At 59.3% G+C, this 19,623-nt stretch carries 17 protein-coding genes; 13 read left to right on the forward strand and 4 right to left on the reverse strand.

Annotated features, from left to right (window positions below):
• The first annotated feature begins 16 nt into the window (after positions 1-16).
• The 3 genes from ALO43_RS24615 to ALO43_RS24625 are packed head-to-tail and all read left to right on the forward strand — an operon-like array spanning position 17 to position 3,033.
• Positions 17-661, forward strand: coding sequence for a LysE family transporter (locus tag ALO43_RS24615; protein ID WP_024690680.1), 645 nt, complete (start codon positions 17-19; stop codon positions 659-661).
• A gap of 35 nt (positions 662-696) precedes the next feature.
• Positions 697-1,851, forward strand: coding sequence for an iron-containing alcohol dehydrogenase (locus tag ALO43_RS24620; protein ID WP_024690679.1), 1,155 nt, complete (start codon positions 697-699; stop codon positions 1,849-1,851).
• 3 nt (positions 1,852-1,854) lie between these two features.
• Positions 1,855-3,033, forward strand: a complete 1,179-nt coding sequence (locus ALO43_RS24625) for a serine hydrolase domain-containing protein (RefSeq protein WP_054998235.1) — start codon at positions 1,855-1,857, stop codon at positions 3,031-3,033.
• Here the strand turns inward: ALO43_RS24625 and ftrA are convergent.
• On the reverse strand, positions 2,993-3,946 hold the full coding sequence (ftrA, locus tag ALO43_RS24630) for a transcriptional regulator FtrA (protein WP_054998236.1): 954 nt from the start codon (positions 3,944-3,946) through the stop codon (positions 2,993-2,995). The genes ALO43_RS24625 and ftrA overlap by 41 nt on opposite strands.
• A 121-nt stretch (positions 3,947-4,067) precedes the next feature.
• On the opposite strand from ftrA, the gene ALO43_RS24635 reads away from it, so the two are divergent.
• The 4 genes from ALO43_RS24635 (at position 4,068) to treS (ending at position 8,102) form a co-directional block, all read left to right on the forward strand.
• Positions 4,068-4,673, forward strand: coding sequence for a DJ-1/PfpI family protein (locus ALO43_RS24635; RefSeq protein WP_005886732.1), 606 nt, complete (start codon positions 4,068-4,070; stop codon positions 4,671-4,673).
• 342 nt (positions 4,674-5,015) lie between these two features.
• On the forward strand, positions 5,016-5,264 hold the full coding sequence (locus ALO43_RS24640) for a helix-turn-helix domain-containing protein (RefSeq protein ID WP_005886735.1): 249 nt from the start codon (positions 5,016-5,018) through the stop codon (positions 5,262-5,264).
• Between the two features lie 47 nt (positions 5,265-5,311).
• Positions 5,312-5,881, forward strand: a complete 570-nt coding sequence (locus tag ALO43_RS24645) for a LysR family transcriptional regulator substrate-binding protein (protein WP_230855681.1) — start codon at positions 5,312-5,314, stop codon at positions 5,879-5,881.
• 157 nt (positions 5,882-6,038) lie between these two features.
• Positions 6,039-8,102: a maltose alpha-D-glucosyltransferase gene (treS, locus tag ALO43_RS24650; protein WP_005886738.1), complete on the forward strand. Its 2,064-nt coding sequence runs from the start codon at positions 6,039-6,041 to the stop codon at positions 8,100-8,102.
• Positions 8,103-8,160: 58 nt separating this feature from the next.
• Here the strand turns inward: treS and ALO43_RS24655 are convergent, their stop codons facing one another.
• Positions 8,161-9,930, reverse strand: a complete 1,770-nt coding sequence (locus tag ALO43_RS24655) for a sigma-54-dependent Fis family transcriptional regulator (RefSeq protein WP_024670069.1) — start codon at positions 9,928-9,930, stop codon at positions 8,161-8,163.
• A 276-nt stretch (positions 9,931-10,206) separates the two neighbouring features.
• On the opposite strand from ALO43_RS24655, the gene ALO43_RS24660 reads away from it, so the two are divergent.
• The 3 genes from ALO43_RS24660 (at position 10,207) to ALO43_RS24670 (ending at position 13,557) form a co-directional block, all read left to right on the forward strand.
• Complete coding sequence (locus ALO43_RS24660) at positions 10,207-11,688, forward strand: benzaldehyde dehydrogenase (protein WP_024690673.1); 1,482 nt, start codon at positions 10,207-10,209, stop codon at positions 11,686-11,688.
• A gap of 70 nt (positions 11,689-11,758) precedes the next feature.
• Positions 11,759-12,526 carry a coniferyl-alcohol dehydrogenase gene (locus ALO43_RS24665; protein WP_005886747.1) on the forward strand — a complete coding sequence of 256 codons (768 nt, stop codon included), beginning with the start codon at positions 11,759-11,761 and terminating at the stop codon, positions 12,524-12,526.
• 83 nt (positions 12,527-12,609) lie between these two features.
• Positions 12,610-13,557 carry a SphA family protein gene (locus tag ALO43_RS24670; RefSeq protein WP_005886749.1) on the forward strand — a complete coding sequence of 316 codons (948 nt, stop codon included), beginning with the start codon at positions 12,610-12,612 and terminating at the stop codon, positions 13,555-13,557.
• Positions 13,558-13,623: 66 nt separating this feature from the next.
• Here the strand turns inward: ALO43_RS24670 and mhpT are convergent, their stop codons facing one another.
• Positions 13,624-14,838 carry a 3-(3-hydroxy-phenyl)propionate transporter MhpT gene (gene mhpT, locus ALO43_RS24675; RefSeq protein WP_024670071.1) on the reverse strand — a complete coding sequence of 405 codons (1,215 nt, stop codon included), beginning with the start codon at positions 14,836-14,838 and terminating at the stop codon, positions 13,624-13,626.
• 326 nt (positions 14,839-15,164) lie between these two features.
• Here mhpT and ALO43_RS24680 point away from each other — a divergent pair, with 326 nt between their 5' ends.
• Positions 15,165-16,487, forward strand: coding sequence for an OprD family porin (locus ALO43_RS24680; protein WP_054998237.1), 1,323 nt, complete (start codon positions 15,165-15,167; stop codon positions 16,485-16,487).
• Between the two features lie 54 nt (positions 16,488-16,541).
• Here ALO43_RS24680 and ALO43_RS24685 read toward each other — a convergent pair whose 3' ends face one another.
• Complete coding sequence (locus ALO43_RS24685) at positions 16,542-17,030, reverse strand: MarR family winged helix-turn-helix transcriptional regulator (RefSeq protein ID WP_005886753.1); 489 nt, start codon at positions 17,028-17,030, stop codon at positions 16,542-16,544.
• Between the two features lie 210 nt (positions 17,031-17,240).
• Between ALO43_RS24685 and ALO43_RS24690 the strand changes: the two genes are divergently transcribed.
• Positions 17,241-18,071 carry a p-hydroxycinnamoyl CoA hydratase/lyase gene (locus ALO43_RS24690; protein WP_005886755.1) on the forward strand — a complete coding sequence of 277 codons (831 nt, stop codon included), beginning with the start codon at positions 17,241-17,243 and terminating at the stop codon, positions 18,069-18,071.
• Between the two features lie 82 nt (positions 18,072-18,153).
• Positions 18,154-19,602 carry an aldehyde dehydrogenase gene (locus ALO43_RS24695; RefSeq protein ID WP_005886758.1) on the forward strand — a complete coding sequence of 483 codons (1,449 nt, stop codon included), beginning with the start codon at positions 18,154-18,156 and terminating at the stop codon, positions 19,600-19,602.
• Positions 19,603-19,623 lie beyond the last annotated feature (21 nt).

Below are 19,623 nucleotides of genomic sequence, written 5' to 3' on the forward strand. Positions count from 1 at the left end.
AAAAGGTAATTAATTTATGAGTGAAATAACTCTGCTGATGGCGTTGGCTGGCGCGTTCATCGTTTTGATCATCAGCCCCGGTCCGAACTTTCTGGTCATCACTCAACTGTCGCTCAGCCAGTCCCGAACGCAGGGAGTATGCGCAGGGCTGGGCGTTGCCTCGGGCAGCATCCTATGGGCCTTGCTGGCAGCCACCGGGCTGGGGCTCATCTTCCAGCAAGTGCCTTGGCTGCAACCAGCCTTGCAACTGCTCGGAGGCACTTACCTTGCCTGGCTTGGCGTCAAAAGCCTGCGCAATGCGGGTGGCTCGCCAAAACCCAGGGACATCGCTGCGTTGGGCATCGGCGGCCCTGGACGCGCCTACCGTTTTGGCTTGCTGACCAACCTGACCAATCCCAAGGCGCTGGCGTTTTACACCAGCGTATTCACCACTGTTACCACGCCGGGCATGCCTGTGTGGGTGCGCGTTGCAGGGGTGGGGATCATCGCCGTGCTGGCGATCTCCTGGTTCGTGCTGTTGGCCACGCTGTTTTCGATCCCTGCCGTGCAAGCCCGCTATCAGCGAATGAAGAGGGTGATAGACATCGTAACCGGCCTTTTCATGATCGCGTTCGGCTTGCGCCTGCTGGTCGGTTTGCTGCCCGCAAGCGTCTTTAATTGAAACGCTCATCTCATTGATATTCAAGGAATAGAACGATGAACAGCAACAACTGGCATTACCCGACTTCAATTCGCGCCGGTGCCGGACGCGTCAATGAGCTGGCCGACGCCTGTAGGGTGACAGGCATCAAGCGACCGCTGTTGATCACCGACAGCTTTCTTGGCGGTACTGACATGATCGCCAGTGCCGTGGAGGATTGCCGCCTGCAACTGGGCCACTGCGGTGTGTTCGACCGGGTCAAGGGCAACCCGACCGGCAGCAATGTCGCCGAGGGGCTCGAGGTTTATCGAAGCGGCCGTTACGACGGCGTCATTGCGTTTGGCGGCGGTTCGGCGCTGGACGCCGCCAAGGCAGTTGCCCTGATGTCCGGCCAGAACCGCCCGTTGTGGGACTTCGAAGACATAGGGCATAACCATTTGCGTGCCGATCCCGAGGGTATTGCCCCGGTCATCGCATTGCCGACCACCGCCGGGACTGGCTCTGAGGTGGGCAGGGCGTCTGTGATTACCGACGAGCAGGCGCGGGTCAAACGCACGATCTTGCACAGTCGCATGATGCCTCGCATCGCCATTCTCGATGCCACATTGACGCTGGGCTTGCCAAAGCACCTGACCGCTGCCACGGGAGCTGATGCGCTGACTCATTGCATGGAAGCCTGGTGTTCACCGGTCTGGCACCCGATGGCTGAAGCGGTAGCGGTCAAGGGGATGCAGATGATCAAAATGTTCTTGCCCAGGGTGGTCGCCGACGGGCAGGACCTGGAGGCGCGTCAGCAGATGCTGGTGGCGTCCAGCCTGGGGGCTGCGGCGTTTCAACGTGGTCTGGGCGGTGTGCATGCCATCGCCCAAAGCCTGGGCGCCCTTTATGACCACCATCACGGTTTGTTGAATGCGATCCTGCTGCCCTACGTGCTGGAGGCCAATCGCCCGGCGCTGTCCACACAAATGGATGATCTGGCGGTTTACCTGCGCCTGCCGAGTCCGAGCTTCGACGGGGTGATGGAGTGGGTGTTGAGCCTGCGCGACCAGATCGGCATTCCATCTACGTTGAGTGCCATCGGCATTGATGAGCGTGACGCCGAATTGGTCGGGCGCATGGCGTTTGCCGATGGCTGCTCGCACACCAACCCGATTCGTCATTCTGCTGAAGTCTATGCACAGGTATTCAGCCGTGCAGTAAAGGGGCATTGAGGCATGGCGCAGCTGGATGACCTGACCGTGCAGCGCGTGGATGAGGTCTGGAGCCGCTTTGTCGATCAGGGCCGGATAGTCGGCGGAGTGTTGCTGCTGGCCCAGCAGGGCCAACTGCGCTATGCCAGCGCACGAGGCTGGGCGGATCGCGAACAGCAGCTTGCGGTCAGTCGTGCGACGCGCTTTCGCCTGGCCTCACTGACCAAGCTGCTGACCTCGGTGACTGTACTGCGGCTTTGCGAACTGGGCGTGTTGAGCCTGTCCGCCGCAGTAACCGACTGGCTACCGGCATTTCGGCCATGCATGACGGATGGCCGTGAGCCGGTCATCACCTTGCAGCAATTGCTGTCGCACACCGCAGGCCTGAGCTACGGTTTCGACCAGCCCGTCAATAACGCTTACCTGCGGGGCGGCGTGTCCGACGGGCTGGACTGCGTTTCGTTCGATCTGCGGGAGAACCTGAGCCGGCTGGCGAGGTTGCCACTGCTGTTCGAACCTGGCAGCGGCTGGGGGTATTCGCTGGCAACCGATGTTCTCGGCGCGGTGGTCGAGCAGGCCACCGGGCAGCGATTGACCGAGGCTATCGCCCGCTGGGTCACCGGCCCGCTGCGCATGCAGGCCACGTCATTCCGTCACGAACCGCATCAATCGCTCTCGTGTGCCTACAGGCATGACGGTCCGGGCGCGGAGCTCATTGGCAATGACGATGTTCTGCTGCTCGACAGCGGTCAGGCGTGGTTGTGTTCGGCCCGTGCCCATGACGCGCAGGCCTATGAGTCGGGTGGCGCAGGGATGCTGGGCAGCGCCGATGACTATTTGCGGTTGCTGGAGTGCCTGCGGCTCGGCGGCGCGCCTTTGTTGAGTCCGTCCAGTACCCGGAGTCTGCTGGGCAATGCGATCGGTGCCACGCCTGTCGCTCATCGTGGCCCGGGCTGGAAATTCGGGCTGGGGCCGATGATTCTCGCCGATCCCTCGGCTGCCAGACAGCGGCAGGGCGCAGGCACCTGGTCGTGGTGCGGCCTGTATGGCAGCCATTATTGGGTCGACCCGATGTGTGGAATAAGCCTGGTCGCCATGACCAATACCGCTATCGTCGGCGCTTGGGGGGAGCTCGCCGAATCAATTGTCGACGCGGTGTACGTCAGGTCCGGGCGAACTGCTTGCGGTAGCTGCTCGGGCTGATCCCTACCAGATTGCGAAAGTGTCGACGGAAGGACTCTTCCGAGCCAAAACCGGCCCTGTCCACCACTTCATTCAGACGCAGTTTCGAGGATTCCAGCAGTTCTTTGGCGTACGCCACACGTTCGCCAAGCAGCCAGTCATACGGGGTCAGACCTGTGCTTTCCATAAAACTGCGGTGCAGGGTGCGGGTGCTGAGCGACGCCCGCGACGCCATCTCCTTGATGGTGTGCGGGCGTTGCAGATCACCGCGAATCCAGTCCATGAGGTTGGAAATCGGCCCGTCACTGGCCGCCACCAGTTGCCGTGAGGCGTACTGCGATTGTCCGCCTTCGCGATGCGGCGGGATGACCATGCGCTGCGCGACCATATTGGCCACCCGAGAACCATGATCGTTGCGCACCAGGTGCAGCATCATGTCCAGCCCGGCCGCGGAGCCGGCAGCAGTCACGATGTTGCCTTGGTCGACATACAGCTCGTTGGGCTGAATGGTCAGCCCCGGGTACATGGTCGCCAGCAAATCGGTATAGCGCCAGTGGGTGGTGACCTTATGCCCGTCGAGCAGCCCGGCCGCTGCCAGCACGAAAGCCCCGGTGCAGATCGAGCAGATTCGCGTGCCGCGTGCATGAGCGGCCTGAAGCTGCTCGATCAGGCGCAGAGGGACTTTGGATTCCACGCCGCGCCAGCCCGGAACGATGATGGTATCGGCGTTTTCCAGCAGCACTTCGCCAGGCGTCGGAACAATGGTGATACCCCCGGCTGCGGTGATCGGGCCGTCATCTACCGGGAAGGTGGCGAACTCATACCAAGTCACCCCCAGTTCGGGTCTTTTAAGGGCAAATACCTCGACCGTGCAACCGAATTCGAAGGTGCAGAGCTGGTTGTAGATGAGGGCGACAACGAGATGATTTTTCATGGCGCGATGTTACCGGATATTGGCATTTCAGCCAGTAGTTTGTAGCGGCGTCACTGCGTAATCTGCCCCGGTGAAACCTTAACATGCAAGCGGTCTGGCAAGCAGACCCAGGAGCCAATTCGTGCCACTCAATATCGGTATCTACGTTTATGACGACGTCGAGGTTCTCGATTTCGCCGGCCCCTACGAAGTGTTCACTACCGCAACACGCATGCATGCTCGCAACACCCGTGATGACCGCCAGTTGTTCAACGTATTCACCATTGGCCGCAGCACCGCATCGGTGCGTGCCCGCGCCGGTTTGAAGGTCGATCCTGACTTTTCGATCAGCGACCATCCACCTGTCGATTGCCTGATCGTTCCAGGAGGGGTGATCACTGCCGAACTGGAAAAGTCTGACGTGATTCGCTGGATCAGTGAGCAGTCGCAGCCCGGTCGTGTAATCGCCGCAGTGTGTACCGGGGCGTTCTTGCTGGCCAAGACCGGCAAGCTGGCCGGCAAGCAGGTGACCACGCACTGGGAAGACATCAACGACCTCAAGGAAATGTTTCCTTCAGTGGACGTGCTTAGCACCCTGCGTTGGGTCGATGAAGGCTCATTCGTGACATCGGCCGGCATTTCAGCCGGCATCGATATGAGCCTTCATCTGGTGGAGCGTCTGCACAGCCGGGAGCTGGCCGAGCGTACTGCGCTGCAAATGGATTTTGACTGGACCGAAAACGACTGAGTCATCCCCGGTAGCCAAGCCATTAGCAAGGTCGCTGCCGGCAAACCAGACGCGTCAGAGCGCACTGCTGACGATCAATGCGACGTAACCATATCCGCCGTTACCCGGGATATCCAGCCTGCGGATACCACGCATCACGCTGTGCGCCCGAAACCTGCATAGCGAACGTTCCACGGACAGCCAGCAGTCGCTTTGCCACGCTTGAGACATCTCTTTGAATTGCCGACAGGCCGGGCAGTCCGGTGTATCGGCGGGGGTTTCTGCATTCCCGATTTTTCAGTTCAGCAGCCTTCAGCCCTGCGGCTGGCCCGCGCCCACCCCTAGCAAAACAGAGTTCAGGACATGAAAACCCACTTCTTCAAAGTCGTTCAAACCGTTGCACAGCACGGTTCGTTCTCGGAGGCCGCGGCCATTCTCGGGTGCAGCCAGTCCAACATCAGCTATGCCATCAAGGAGGTCGAAGACTTCTTCGAAAAGCGGCTGTTTATCCGCAGTCGGACCGGCTGCAAGCTTACCCCTGATGGCAAGGTCATTACCCAGACACTGGGGACCGTCATGGCTACCCTCGAGCAATTAAAAAAAATGGGGTGAGTGGCAGCGTAACCATCCATTACCACACCCATATTCGCGAGACGAGCCTGTCCGCTTCACTGGATTTTCTCGCCCGTCATTACCCCGATATCCACTTGAATGTACTGTACCCGGGCGAGCAGAACCCTTCATTGAATGCATTGATCAAGGACGCGGCCGACATTCTCATCCTGCCCGGTACGCTGCTGAGCGAGCACTACATGGAGCACCATCAGTGGTCTGACCATTATGTACTGGTCGCCGCGCGCGCCAGGCGGACGCTACCGCAGAGTTTTGTCGAGCTGTCCCAGGTGTCACGTTATGTGGCGTGGCGGCATCCCGGCGTGGAGCGCCTGCATCAGCAACTGGCATCGGCTCAGGTCAGGCTCAGCCAACGCGGAGAACTCACCTGTCTGGAAACGCTTATGGATCTGGTCGCCAAGCGCCATTGCATCTCTATCGTGCCCAGCATGTTGTTGCGCGACGGCTTCCGTGAGCTGGAGCAGATTGCGCTGCCTGTGATGGTCATGCGCCAGATCAGTGTGGTGGCTCGTCCGGCCTCATTGCTGTCAACTGCGGCCAATGCCGTGATTCAAGCGCTGAAAAAGCCGGCGCCCCCTGCGGCGCTGCATTATTGAGTCGGAAAAAACTGTCGCAGGGCTGTCGGCGGCAATCGGGTCCGCACATCAATGCAACGATTCAGGTCTGTTGGGCTCATATCCCTAGGTAATACATTCAGGGCGTTCCGCACAAGGATCGCCTCAGGTCGCCGATTCGAGAGGAAGACAGGACGCTATGACGATACCGGACAAGCAGTACGTGGACTGGCTGGTCGAGCAATCGATGCTCAATGCCGCAAGACAGCGCGCCAAGACCTATTCGGGGCAAGGCAGGCTCTGGCAGCGTCCATTTGCGCTGGCGCGTCCCAGAGATGCGTCCGCTATCGCTTCGGTGTGGTTCACCGCCTATCCGGCATCGATCGTCACCCGTGAAGGCGGCTCGGTACTTGAAGCGCTGGGCGACGAAACGCTGTGGCATGCCCTGTCCGAAATCGGCATTCAGGGTATTCACAACGGGCCGCTCAAGCTCTCTGGCGGACTGCAAGGCCGTGAACGTACGCCAAGTATCGATGGTAATTTCGACCGCATCAGCTTCGGCATCGACCCGGACCTGGGCACCGAAGCACAATTGTTGAGCCTGACGCGCATTGCTGCGGCGCACAATGCGGTGATCATCGACGACATCATCCCGTCGCACACTGGCAAGGGCGCAGACTTCCGCCTCGCCGAGATGGCGTATGAGGATTATCCAGGCCTGTTTCATATGGTCGAGATCCGTGAAGAAGACTGGTCGCTGCTGCCCGACGTCGCGGCTGGCCGTGACGCGGTCAATCTGATGCCGGACGTGGTCGATCAGTTGCGCGACAAGCACTACATCGTCGGTCAGTTGCAGCGAGTCATCTTCTTCGAGCCGGGTGTAAAGGAAACAGACTGGAGCGCGACCGACGTGGTGCAAGGCGTCGATGGCAAGGCGCGGCGCTGGGTTTACCTGCATTATTTCAAGGACGGCCAGCCTTCGTTGAACTGGCTGGACCCAAGCTTTGCAGCGCAGCAGATGATCATCGGTGATGCGTTGCACGCCATCGATGTCATGGGTGCCCGCGTATTGCGCTTGGACGCCAACGGTTTTCTCGGCGTTGAACGTCGTGCCGAGGGCACGGCGTGGTCGGAAAGCCATCCGCTGTCGATCACCGGCAACCAACTGCTGGCCGGGGCGATCCGCAAAGCGGGGGGCTTCAGCTTTCAGGAACTGAACCTGACCATCGATGACATCGCGTCCATGGGGCAGGGCGGCGCTGACCTGTCCTACGACTTCATCACGCGGCCCGCCTACCAGCACGCGCTGCTGACCGGCACCACTGAGTTCCTGCGCCTGATGCTGCGTCAGGTGCATGCTTATGGCATCGACCCGGCGTCGCTGATTCATGCGCTGCAGAACCACGATGAGCTGACGCTGGAACTGGTGCATTTCTGGACGCTGCACGCCCACGATACTTTCCATTACCAGGGCCAGACATTCCCCGGCAACATCCTGCGCGAGCATATTCGCGAAGAGATGTACGAGAAACTGTCCGGCGAGCATGCGCCTTACAACCTCAAGTTCGTCACCAACGGGGTGTCGTGTACCACTGCGAGCATCATCACGGCCGCCTTGGGCATTCGCGATCTGGACGCGATCACCGATGCCGATATTCAGCAGATTCAGCACATCCACCTGTTGCTGGCGATGTACAACGCCATGCAGCCCGGTGTGTTTGCCTTGTCTGGCTGGGACCTGGTCGGCGCGCTGACCTTGCCCGCCGAGCAGGTTGACCATCTGATGCAGGATGGTGACACGCGCTGGATTCACCGGGGCGCCTATGATCTGGCCGATCTGGACCCGGAAGCCGAGTTTTCGGCAGGTGACATGCCGCGCCCAAGGACGCTGTATGGCAGCCTGGTCAGTCAACTGAAACGGCCGGACTCTTTTGCCTCGCAGCTCAAGAAGATTCTCGCTGTGCGTCGTGCTTACGATATCGCCGCCAGCCGCCAGATTCTGATCCCGGACGTCGAACACCCGGGCCTGCTGGTCATGGTTCATGAGTTGCCAGCTGGCAAGGGCACGCAGATTACCGCCCTCAACTTCAGTGCCGAGACCATCGTCGAGACGCTGAACCTGCCAGGCATCGCGTCTGGCCCGGTGGTCGACATCATCAACGAACGCGTGGAAGGCGATCTGACCGAGCAGGGCGAGTTCACCATCACGCTGGATGCTTATGAAGGTCTGGCGTTGAGGGTGGTCAGCACACTGCCTTTGTGATGTCGGCATGAAACGCGGCCTTGAGCCGCGCTTCAGTCGCTTTCCGGGTTTGCAGTGCTCAAACGGCCTTGGGTGGGCATTTCTTGAGACGGTAGGCGAACTGGGCGCGGCTCAAGCCCAGCAAACGCGAGGCTGCCGACAGGTTGCCGTGGCTTTTATCCAGTGCTTCACGGATCAGACGCTGTTCGAGATCGTCAATCGAAAAGGCCTGGTCGTTCTGCGCCAGCGAATCCAGCAGTCCCGCCTCAGGGACTGTTTCCCCCGCTACCGAAGTGGCTCGCGCCAATACGCCATCGTGATTCAGCGAGTAAGAACCCGCTGGTAGCGACTCGTTGCGAAAGATATGCACCAGATCAATGGCCTGGCCTTCATCGCTGGCGATCAGCCCGCGTTCGATCAGGTTCTGCAATTCACGCACATTGCCGGCGAAGTCGTAACGCAACAGGGTTTTCAATGCTCGCATTGTCAATCCCGCAGGCGTCCTGCCGTATTCCTGACAGAACCGCTTCAAAAACGCATTGATAAGAAGCGGAATGTCATCGCGGCGCTCGCGCAACGGGGGCAGGGCAATCGGATAAACGTTGAGCCTGTAGAACAGGTCTTCGCGAAAATCACCGCTGGTCACGGCCTTGCGCAGGTCGACGTTGGTTGCCGCCACCACTCGCACATGGACCTTGATGCCATGCCCGCCGCCCACACGTTCTATCTCGCGCTCCTGCAACGCGCGCAGCAATTTGCTTTGCCCGGCCAGGCTCAGTGATGTGATTTCATCCAGAAACAGCGTACCGCCATTGGCTCGTTCGAAGCGTCCGGGCCTGGAGTGCGTCGCGCCGGTGTAGGCCCCGCGTTCCACACCGAACAATTCCGCCTCTATCAGGTTGTCTGGAATGGCGGCACAGTTGAGCGCCACGAACGGGCCGTCCCTGTGTCGGCTGAGCTGGTGCAGTTGACGAGCGAACATCTCTTTGCCGACGCCTGACTCGCCGCTGATCAGTACCGTCGCCGGAGTCATAGCCACTCTTTGCAACGCTTGTGTGGCGCTGTTGAACGCCGCGCTGGCCCCGATCAGCGGTTGATCGGTCCCGGCAGGCGGCGCTTGATCATGGCTGGGTGCGAATGGCGTCTGGTGCGCAGGCCCTGGCGAGCTCAACACACTCAGGTAACTCAGATCGCGTTCGACATCGCCCCATTGTTCGGCGGTCTTGCCAATGACCCGGCAGTGGGCATGACCCATTCCACGGCATTCCACTTCCCGGAAAATCACCATTTGGCCAAACAGGCCGCTGACAAAGCCAATGGCATAACCGACCTCGGTCCAGCACACCGGATCCTGGCCGACGCCATAGGCCGCGACATGCTCGTCGGCTTCGCAGGAGTTATGCCAGAGAAACTCGCCTTCGTAAAAACCCGATTCTGCATCGAACTTGAAGTGCAACGGTTCGACCTTGGTCATGCCTTCCAGCGTATGCAGGTGCGTACCGGCGCGGAATGCCGAGGTGGCGTCTGCCAACGGCCAGCGCTCGCGGATCAGCCGGGCATCCCGGGCTCCGGACAGATAACCGGCACGGGTGAACATGCCGCGAGCCTGTTCCTGGCCAAGTCGCTCGATGATTTCATGGCGCAACGTGCCAAACGATGAGCTGTGCAGCAACAGCATGCGCTGGTCATTGAGCCAGATACGCCCATCGTCAGGTGAAAAGAACAGGCAGCTTGTCAGCTCTTCAGCGGTCGGAGAGTCGCCGACATCAAAATGCGTGCTGTCGCCGCGAGGCGAGGCGCGCTCAATGCTGGCGCTATGATCGGGGAAGTGGCTGTGAGGGTTGTTCATTCTTGTGCCTCGGCCTGTATGATCGAAATGATCAATCTGTCAGTTAGTTAGTAAACATAACTTGATTAAATGAACAAGCCTCGTAGGCGACATTGCTACGTGCGTTGCTCTCTGAAAAAAGCATCAGAGCTGGAAAGCCACGCGATAGAGCGGTTGACCCGATATATGACCTTATGATGGCAATCCCGGCACAGGCTTTGCTCTGGAGTGATTACGGCGCGTGTTACCCATTCGATGGGTACAGGCGATTACAACCATAAAAGCCGGAGTCCTGAAATGTCTGCGTCCAACGACACCTCCCTTCTGCAACCTGCGATTGAGGCCGAGTGCATCTTCAATGGTGACTGGATTCCTTCTTCGGCACGGCTGCAAGCCGTCATCGAGCCTGCCACCGGCGAATTGCTGATGAACACAGCCATGGCCAACCCGGCGGACATCGCCGTCGCTTGCCGAGAAGCCGCGTTGGCGCAGCCTGCCTGGGCTGCGCTGGGGCCTCGAGAAAAAGCAGAAGTATTTCTTCTGGCCGCTGATCACGCGGTCTGTGCTTTCGATGAGCTGGCGCTTTATGTTGCCCGCGAGACCGGTGGCAGCCTGCAAAAGGGCCAGCATGAAGTTAACGAAACCATCGTGCTGCTACGCCAGGCCGCAGGCATGCTGTCGCAGGCCCACGGGCACGGTTTGATACTGCCAAGCGCGGCCGGTCGCCTGTCGTATGCACGGCGTGTCCCACACGGGGTGGTGGGGGTCATATCGCCGTTCAATTTCCCGCTGGTGCTTTCCCTGCGTTCGGTAGCTCCGGCGCTGGCTGCCGGCAATGCCGTGGTCCTCAAGCCCGATCCACAGACGCCGATAAGCGGCGGTTTCCTGATTGCCCGGCTGTTTGAGGAAGCAGGTCTGCCCAAGGGCCTGTTGCACGTGCTACCCGGTGCGGCAGATGCAGGCGAAGCGTTATGCCGCGACACCAATGTGCAGATGATCACTTTCACCGGTTCGACCGTGGCCGGACGTAAAGTCGCCGAAGCCGCCGGGCGAAACCTCAAGAAGGTCTCCCTGGAGTTGGGCGGCAAGAATCCGCTGATCATTCTTGAAGACGCCGACCTTGATCTGGCCGCAAGCAATGCAGCCTTTGGTGCGTGGCTGCATCAAGGACAGATCTGCATGGCAACGGGGCTGATTCTGGTTCACGAGTCCGTCGCTGCCAGCCTGACCCGTAAGCTGGCTGAAAAGGCCCGGGCCCTGACGGTGGGCAATGCCGCACGGGGAGAGTCTGCACTGGGTCCGCTGATCAATGAACGGCAATTGCAGCACGTGCATCAAGTGGTTACTGACACCCTGCAAGCCGGCGCGCAGCTGGAAACCGGCGGCGAATATGAAGGCTTGTTCTATCGCCCGACCGTGCTCAGCGGCGTCAAGCCTGGGATGCGCGCGTTTGAGGAGGAAATATTTGGTCCGGTGGCGGTTGTGGCCAGTTTTTCCACCGACGAAGAAGCCATCTTGCTGGCCAATCGTTCCGAATACGGCCTGGCTGCGGCGGTCATCTCTCCCGACGTAGGGCGCGCCACAGCGCTTGGCGACCGGCTCAGGTGCGGCATGCTGCACATCAACGATCAGACAGTGGCCGACGAATGCATCAACGCATTTGGTGGGCGTGGTGCGTCTGGCAACGGCAGCAGCGCAGGCAGCCCCTCTGACTGGGATGAATACAGCCAATGGCAGTGGGTTACCGTGAAAAACCAGCCCCCGGCTTATCCTTTCTGAGATTTACGCAAGTCGCTTCAGCTTTTCAGACATCAATGACGTGATCCCATAACAATAAGAGTACGTGAGCATGAACCTGACTAACAAAACACTGATCGTCACAGGCGTTTCGTCCGGCATCGGCGCCGAGGTCGCGCGTCTGGCGCGCTTTCACGGCGCGCGAGTCATCGGTATCGATCGCCATGAACCGCAACTCACCGTGGACGGGTTCTTTCAGGCCGACCTGGGTGACCCTGAGAGCATCAATGCGCTGGTTGAGCGCTTGCCAGCGCAGATCGACGCCCTGTGCAACATTGCCGGAGTGCCCGGCACGGCGCCGGTCCAGGCCGTGGCGCAAGTCAACTATCTGGGGCTGCGACACCTGACACAGTGCCTGCTGCCACGCATGACGCCGGGCAGCAGCATTGTCAACGTGTCGTCGGTGCTGGGTTCGCAATGGGCCGAGCGGCTGGAACTGCACAAGGCGCTGGCTGCCACCGATAGCTACAGCGATGGCCAGCAGTGGCTGGCGGCCAATCCGGTGGCGCAGGACACCTGTTACCAGTACTTCAAAGAGGCGCTGATCGTTTGGAGCTTTCAGCAGGCGCAAGCGTGGTTTCGCGATCATTCGGTGCGCGTCAACTGCGTCGCGCCAGGGCCGGTGTTCACGCCGATCCTTGGCGATTTCGTGAGTATGGTCGGTGAAGCGCGAGTGGCACGCGACAGTTTGCATATGAAACGCCCCGCGCTGGCCGACGAGGTAGCTGACGTGATCGGGTTTCTCTGTTCGGACGCGTCACGCTGGATCAACGGCGTCAACCTCCCGGTGGATGGCGGACTTGCGGCCTCGTACGTCTGAAGATGTAAAGCGTTCCCCCCCGGCGACACGGTCGTGAAACCGGGGTTATAAAAAATAACAACAATAAGTACAGGAATCCCAAGATGCCCAAGTCTATCTTGCGTACCGTTGCGTCCACTTCTCTGGTTTTTCTTTCATCGGCGGCACTGGCTTACGATCTACCAGGCCTCAACCTGGGCAATACCAGCTTCTACGACGGCTCGCCAGCGCCTGCCGGGCCGGGCTGGTACCTGGAGGAATACCTCAACTATTCCAAAGCCAGCCGTTTCAATGACGCCAATGGCGACAAACTGCAGCTGCCCAGGCAAGACGTTGATGCACTGGCAGTTACCACACAGATAATCTACGTCGGCCAGCCTCTGGCCAACGGTGCAATGCCGGGCATTACCGTAATCAACACTTCGCTGGCGCATGTTGGCGTGGACGATGGTCTTGATAACAGCGCACTGAGTTCGCGCGCCGGTTTCGGCGACGTGGTTATCGGTCCTTATCTGCAACTGCCGACCCTGACTCGGGCCGATGGCAGCCCGCTACTGACCCAGCGGGTCGAAGCCGATGTGTCTGTTCCGGTGGGCGCCTACAACCGCAACCGCTCAATCAACCCCGGCAGCAACTTCTGGTCGTTCAACCCGTACTACGCGGCCACTTACTGGTTTTCGCCTAAGTGGTCGGCCAGCGGGCGTTTCATGTACTTGTGGAATGGCAAGAACGATGACCCGCAAGCCGGTTTTGGCAGTGTTTCCGACACACAGGCAGGCCAGGCATTGCACGCCAACCTGACCCTGCAATATGCAGTGACCGAACAGCTCTCGGTGGGACTCAACGGTTACTGGCTCAAGCAATTCACCGACACTCAGGTGGGCGGCCACGACGTGAGCGGTCGCAAGGAAAAAGTCTGGGCGATCGGGCCGGGCGTTCTGTACAGCTTCAACAAAGAGAACGTTCTGACGGTCAACAGTTACTTCGAACAGGGCGCGGAAAACCGTACTGAAGGCAACAAGCTGGTGCTTAACTTCCTGCATAAGTTGTAACGCTTGCAGTAAGCCCAAGTGTAGCGCTCATCGCTGTGTGGCGATGAGCGCCGATGTTGTTATCGCTCAACTCGCTGTCTTGAGCTCGCGCTTGCCAAATGCCGAGGCGCGCGATAGTACAGTGATCGCCGCCAATGCGGCGATCACCAGGCCTGGCGAGGTCGCCAGCAGTACGCCAGCGGTTCCCGCACCGGCGCCCAACAATTGCCCGGCAGCCAAGGGGCCGGCGACCGAACCAAGACGACCGATTGCAACGGCAGCCCCAACGCCGGTAGCGCGCACCGAGGTGGGGTAGGCGGGCGGCGCCAATGCGTACAACACCAGTTGTGCCGCCATGACGAACACCCCGGCAGCAAACCCGGCCATCGCCATCGGCACGATACCGACCGACACGCCCACACCAGCCAGTGCCGCCAGCAGGCCTGCATAGACAAACAGTACGACCTTCATGCCGTTGCAGCGATCCAGCAACAGCCCGCCCAGCAAAGAACCCAAAGCGCCGCCAATGTTGAACAGCATCTGCACCATGCCCGCCTGTGGCTTGCTGAAACCCTGCGCGATCAATAGCGACGGTAGCCAGTTGAGCAACATGTACATGACTGTGAGGGTAAAGAAATAGCCGACCCACAGAGCCAGTGTGGTACGCGTCCGGCCTTCGCCAAATAACGCGCTGGCGGCTGAATGCTTAATAGCACTCGCAGAAGTCTGCTGTTTGAAGGCGCTGGACTCCGGCAGCAGAAGGATCATCAAAGGTGCCGCCAGCAAAGGTGCCAGACCGCCGATGATGAACGTAGTCTGCCAGTGCTCGCTGGTGAACATCGCCACCACCGCAGCCAGCGCGCCGCCCAATGGAACGCCCGCATACATGACGCTGATCGCAAGCCCGCGATGGCGTTCGCTTACGGCTTCCGCACACAGCGCAATCAGATTGGGTAACGCTGCTCCCAGACCCAGCCCGGTCAGAAAGCGCACTAGCAACAGGCCGGAAAAAGACTGCACATAAGCGGTGCTCAGCGAGAAAACCCCAAACAGCAGCACGGCGACCACGAGAATCTTCTTGCGACCAATGCGATCAGCAATCCAGCCTCCGAAAAATGCGCCTGGAAGCAGGCCGATGATTCCGGCACTGAACACCCAGCCCATCATTTTGGGATCAAGCGAGAAGGTCTGCCGCAATCCGGCTGCGGCGGTGCCGGCAGCCTGCAGATCGAACCCTTCGATAAGCGCGACGATGAAACACAAAAAGATGGTCAGCGTCGAGCGACGCAACGGACTGTTCATGGCAAGCCTCATTGTTGTTTTTGTTGTCTGCAAAGTCGGCTCCTGAACCCTGTAGAAGGTTCGAAACCCGCGCGAATCAAGGTAACAAAAATAACTAAAAAAAGAATCTGCGCCTGTCTATCGAGAAGTCGGACGTTTATTCGTTTATAAACATAGGCTTAGGATTGTATGATAAGGATTATCTTAAAGTGGTTAATAATATTAATGTTCGATTATCGATCATTGTGGATTGACGCCAGCGCTTAATCTTTCAATTCTCTACTGACAGCCTGCCATCAAGCGCGGGCCCGAACCCCAAAAACAACAACAATAATTGGAAATCGAATATGCCGATGCACACTCGTGATGCAGTCAGCGCCGTTGCAGTCTGTTTTTTTCGTGGACAAACCTGCCGCTTCGCATTCGGCCTGCTGGGTATCAGCGTGTTGGCTGATACTGCGCAGGCCCAAGGGTTTCTGGAGGACAGCCACGGCACCCTGACGCTGCGCAATTACTATATGGACCGCGATTACAAGGATGACGGTGCCAAGACGGCCACCCGGGAGTGGGCGCAGGGCTTCATCATGAATGCCGAGTCGGGTTTTACCGAGGGACCGGTCGGCTTTGGTCTTGATGCACGGGCTCTGGTCGGCATGAAGCTGGACTCATCTCCGGACCGCAGCGGCACCGAGTTGTTGCCAGTTTCCGCCAGCGACGGACGCGCGGCCGACGAATATTCGCGGTTGGCATTGACCGGCAAGCTGAAATTCAGCGAGACCACGATCAAGACCGGCGATGTGTCGATTTTCCTGCCGTTTGCCTTTGCCAGCCCCTCGCGTCTGCTGCCGCAGACCTTTCGTGGCACGACGCTGACCTCAAAGGAGATCGACGGTCTGACCATGAATGCCGGCTATATCGACCGGGTCAACAAGCGTGACTCCAGCAACTATCAGGCAATCAGCATTGCAGCGCCGAACCGCCGTTTCAACGGCGCGGCTACGTCATCGCACATGGCCTACGCCGGGGCTGATTACCAGGCCAGCAAAGCTCTGAGCGTGCGTGCCTATCATGCCGAAGTGGCCGACCTTTATACCCAGAACACCCTGGCGCTGCTGCACAAGCTGGACATCGGCGACGGTGTACTGAGCACCGATCTGCGCAGTTTCTTCAGCAGCGACACCGGCAGCGCGAAGGCCGGAGAGGTCGATAACCAGAATCTCTCGGCGCTGCTGGGCTACAAGTGGGGAGGGCACAGCGTCAGCCTGGGTTACATGCATTCCAGCGGCGACACAGCGACGCCTTATGTGTCGGGCACTGAATTGATGGGGTTGAGCGAAATGACCATGAGCTCGGATTTTCTCAATGCCAAAGAGCGCACCTGGCAGGCCATTTACGACTATGACTTCACTGCGGTAGGCCTTGTCGGTCTGCGCAGTCGTCTGCGCTATGTGCGCGGCGACAACATAGAGCTGGCTGCCTTTAATGCCGACGATCGAAAAGAGCGAGAGTTTCAGATGGAGCTAGGCTATGTCGTCCAGAGCGGTCCATTGAAGAACGTTGCCCTGTTGGCACGCAAGTCGATCTATCGAAATGACTTCCCGGCGGGAGCAGCTTTTCGTGATGAAAACCAGACGCGTTTTATCGTCCAGTACAGCTTGCCGCTCTGGTGATCAGGCACTGGAAATCGGTCGGTCACCAGCGGCGAAGCGCCGCTGATGACGATTTCAAGCCTGGTAGACTTTTTTCAGCAGCCTGAGCAGGTCCTGACGTTCCTGTTGGTTCAGTGCTGCGGTGGCATCAAGATCGCTGTCCACGGCAATCTGCTTCAGTTGACGGAGCAGCGTTTCGCCGGTCTTGCTGAGAAATATGCCATACGAGCGTTTGTCCGGTTTGCAGCGAACACGTACCGCAAGTGCGCGCTCTTCCAGTTTGTTCAGCAACGGCACAACCTGAGGCGGCTCGATCGCCAGTGCTTTGGCCAGATCAGCCTGCATGAGGCCAGGGTTCTGTTCGATGATCGCGAGTGCCGAAAACTGCGCCGGCCGCAGGTCATGAGCGGAAAGACGGCCGATCAGGTTCTGGAACAGTTTGAGCTGTGCCCGGCGCATGGCATAACCGATCAGATCATCCAGCGCGGACTCGGTGGGCAGAGCTACCTCGGCAGTCTGTACCGGCGACTGGATAACATCAGCGATGTCGGATGGCTTGGCCATTGAAAATGCGGTCCTTTTGATGGTTGGGGTCGATCAGCCGATCAGTTTGCCGAGGTTGGCGACCGATAGCTATGGGGCAGTCATGACTAAGACCAGCCTGTTTTGCCGGAGTGCCAAAATAGTGATTAATTGCATTAATGGTTAATTGACATAACTATATTTGCGGTTTAGCTTTGAGTCATCTACTGATCCAGAACAAGAGAGCACGCCATGAGCAAGTACGAAGGTCGCTGGACAACCGTCAAGGTCGAGATGGAGCAGGGCATCGCCTGGGTCATCCTCAACCGCCCTGAAAAGCGCAACGCCATGAGCCCGACCCTGAATCGGGAAATGATTGATGTGCTGGAGACGCTCGAACAGGATCCTGAAGCAGGCGTGTTGGTGCTGACCGGCGCTGGCGAGGCCTGGACTGCAGGCATGGACCTTAAGGAGTATTTCCGCGAGGTAGATGCGGGGCCGGAAATTCTTCAGGAAAAGATTCGTCGCGAAGCGTCCCAGTGGCAATGGAAAATGCTGCGCATGTACGCCAAGCCCACCATTGCGATGGTCAATGGCTGGTGTTTCGGCGGCGGTTTCAGCCCGCTGGTGGCCTGCGACCTGGCAATCTGTGCCGACGAGGCAACCTTCGGGCTGTCGGAAATCAACTGGGGCATACCGCCAGGCAATCTGGTCAGCAAGGCTATGGCTGACACCGTGGGCCATCGGCAATCGCTGTATTACATCATGACCGGCAAGACCTTCGACGGTAAGAAAGCCGCTGAAATGGGCCTGGTAAACGAAAGCGTGCCATTGGCGCAATTGCGCCAGGTGACGATTGATCTGGCCCTCAATCTGCTGGAAAAGAACCCGGTGGTATTGCGCGCCGCGAAACATGGCTTCAAGCGCTGCCGCGAACTGACCTGGGAGCAGAACGAAGACTATCTGTATGCGAAGCTCGATCAGTCCCGCCTGCTGGACAAGGAAGGCGGGCGCGAGCAGGGTATGAAGCAATTCCTCGACGACAAAAGCATCAAGCCGGGGCTTGAAGCCTATAAGCGTTAACTGCTGGCCTCTCGCTGCCAGGCTTTGGGCTTGCAGCTCAAAGCCTGAAGCTGCACTTCAACAATAATAAAGAGGAATCACCATGCTGGACGTGCCCCTGCTGATCGGCGGCCAGTCGTGCCCCGCCCGTGAAGGTCGTACTTTTGAACGCTGCAACCCGGTGACAGGCGAAGTGGTTTCGCGAGTCGCCGCAGCGACGCTGGAAGACGCGGACGCAGCCGTTGCTGCTGCCCAGGCCGCGTTTCCTGGCTGGGCGGCGCTGGCGCCCAGTGAACGGCGTGCGCGCCTGCTCAAGGCTGCCGAGCAAATGCAGGCCCGCAGCGAAGAATTCATCGCCGCTGCGGGAGAAACCGGGGCGATGGCCAACTGGTACGGCTTCAACGTTCAACTGGCCGCCAACATGCTGCGCGAAGCCGCATCGATGACCACGCAGATCACCGGCGATGTCATCCCCTCCAATATTCCCGGCAGCTTTGCAATGGCCTTGCGCCAACCCTGCGGCGTGGTGCTGGGCATTGCGCCGTGGAATGCTCCGGTGATTCTGGCTACACGTGCCATCGCCATGCCGCTTGCCTGCGGCAATACCGTGGTGCTCAAGGCGTCTGAACTCAGCCCGGCGGTGCATCGCCTGATCGGCCAGGTGTTGCAGGACGCCGGGCTGGGTGACGGTGTGGTCAACGTGATCAGCAATGCACCTGCGGATGCTCCGGCGATTGTCGAGCGCCTGATTGCCAATCCTGCAGTGCGCCGGGTCAATTTCACCGGCTCGACCCACGTTGGGCGCATCGTCGGTGAACTTTCGGCCCGGCACCTGAAGCCCGCATTGCTGGAGCTGGGTGGCAAGGCGCCGTTTCTGGTGCTGGACGACGCTGACCTGGACGCTGCGGTGGAAGCGGCAGCTTTTGGTGCCTATTTCAATCAGGGGCAAATCTGCATGTCCACCGAGCGGTTGATTGTCGATCAGAAAGTGGCTGACAGCTTTGTGGCGAAGCTGACGGCCAAGATCGAAACCTTACGCGCGGGTCATCCGGATGACAGTCAGTCGGTACTTGGGTCGCTGGTGGACGTCAGCGCCGGGACGCGCATCAAGGCGCTGATCGACGATGCGGTCAATCTGGGGGCAACGCTGCTGATTGGTGGCCAGTTGCATGGCAGCATTCTGCAGCCGACGCTGCTCGACGGCGTGACGGACGCCATGCGCCTGTATCGCGAAGAGTCCTTCGGTCCGGTGGCGGTAGTGGTTCGCGGGGAGGGTGACGAGGCGTTGTTGCAATTGGCCAATGATTCCGAGTTCGGCCTGTCTGCGGCCATCTTCAGCCGTGATACCGGCCGCGCCCTGGCGCTGGCGCAACGTGTCGAGTCCGGCATGTGCCATATCAATGGGCCCACCGTGCATGACGAGGCACAAATGCCCTTCGGCGGGGTGAAGTCCAGTGGTTACGGCAGCTTCGGCGGCAAGGCATCGATCGAGCACTTTACCCAGTTGCGCTGGGTGACCTTGCAAAACGGGCCTCGGCATTACCCGATCTGAATCCTTGCGCACTGACGACGG

The organism is Pseudomonas tremae (assembly GCF_001401155.1).
Taxonomy (GTDB): Bacteria; Pseudomonadota; Gammaproteobacteria; order Pseudomonadales; family Pseudomonadaceae; genus Aquipseudomonas; species Aquipseudomonas tremae.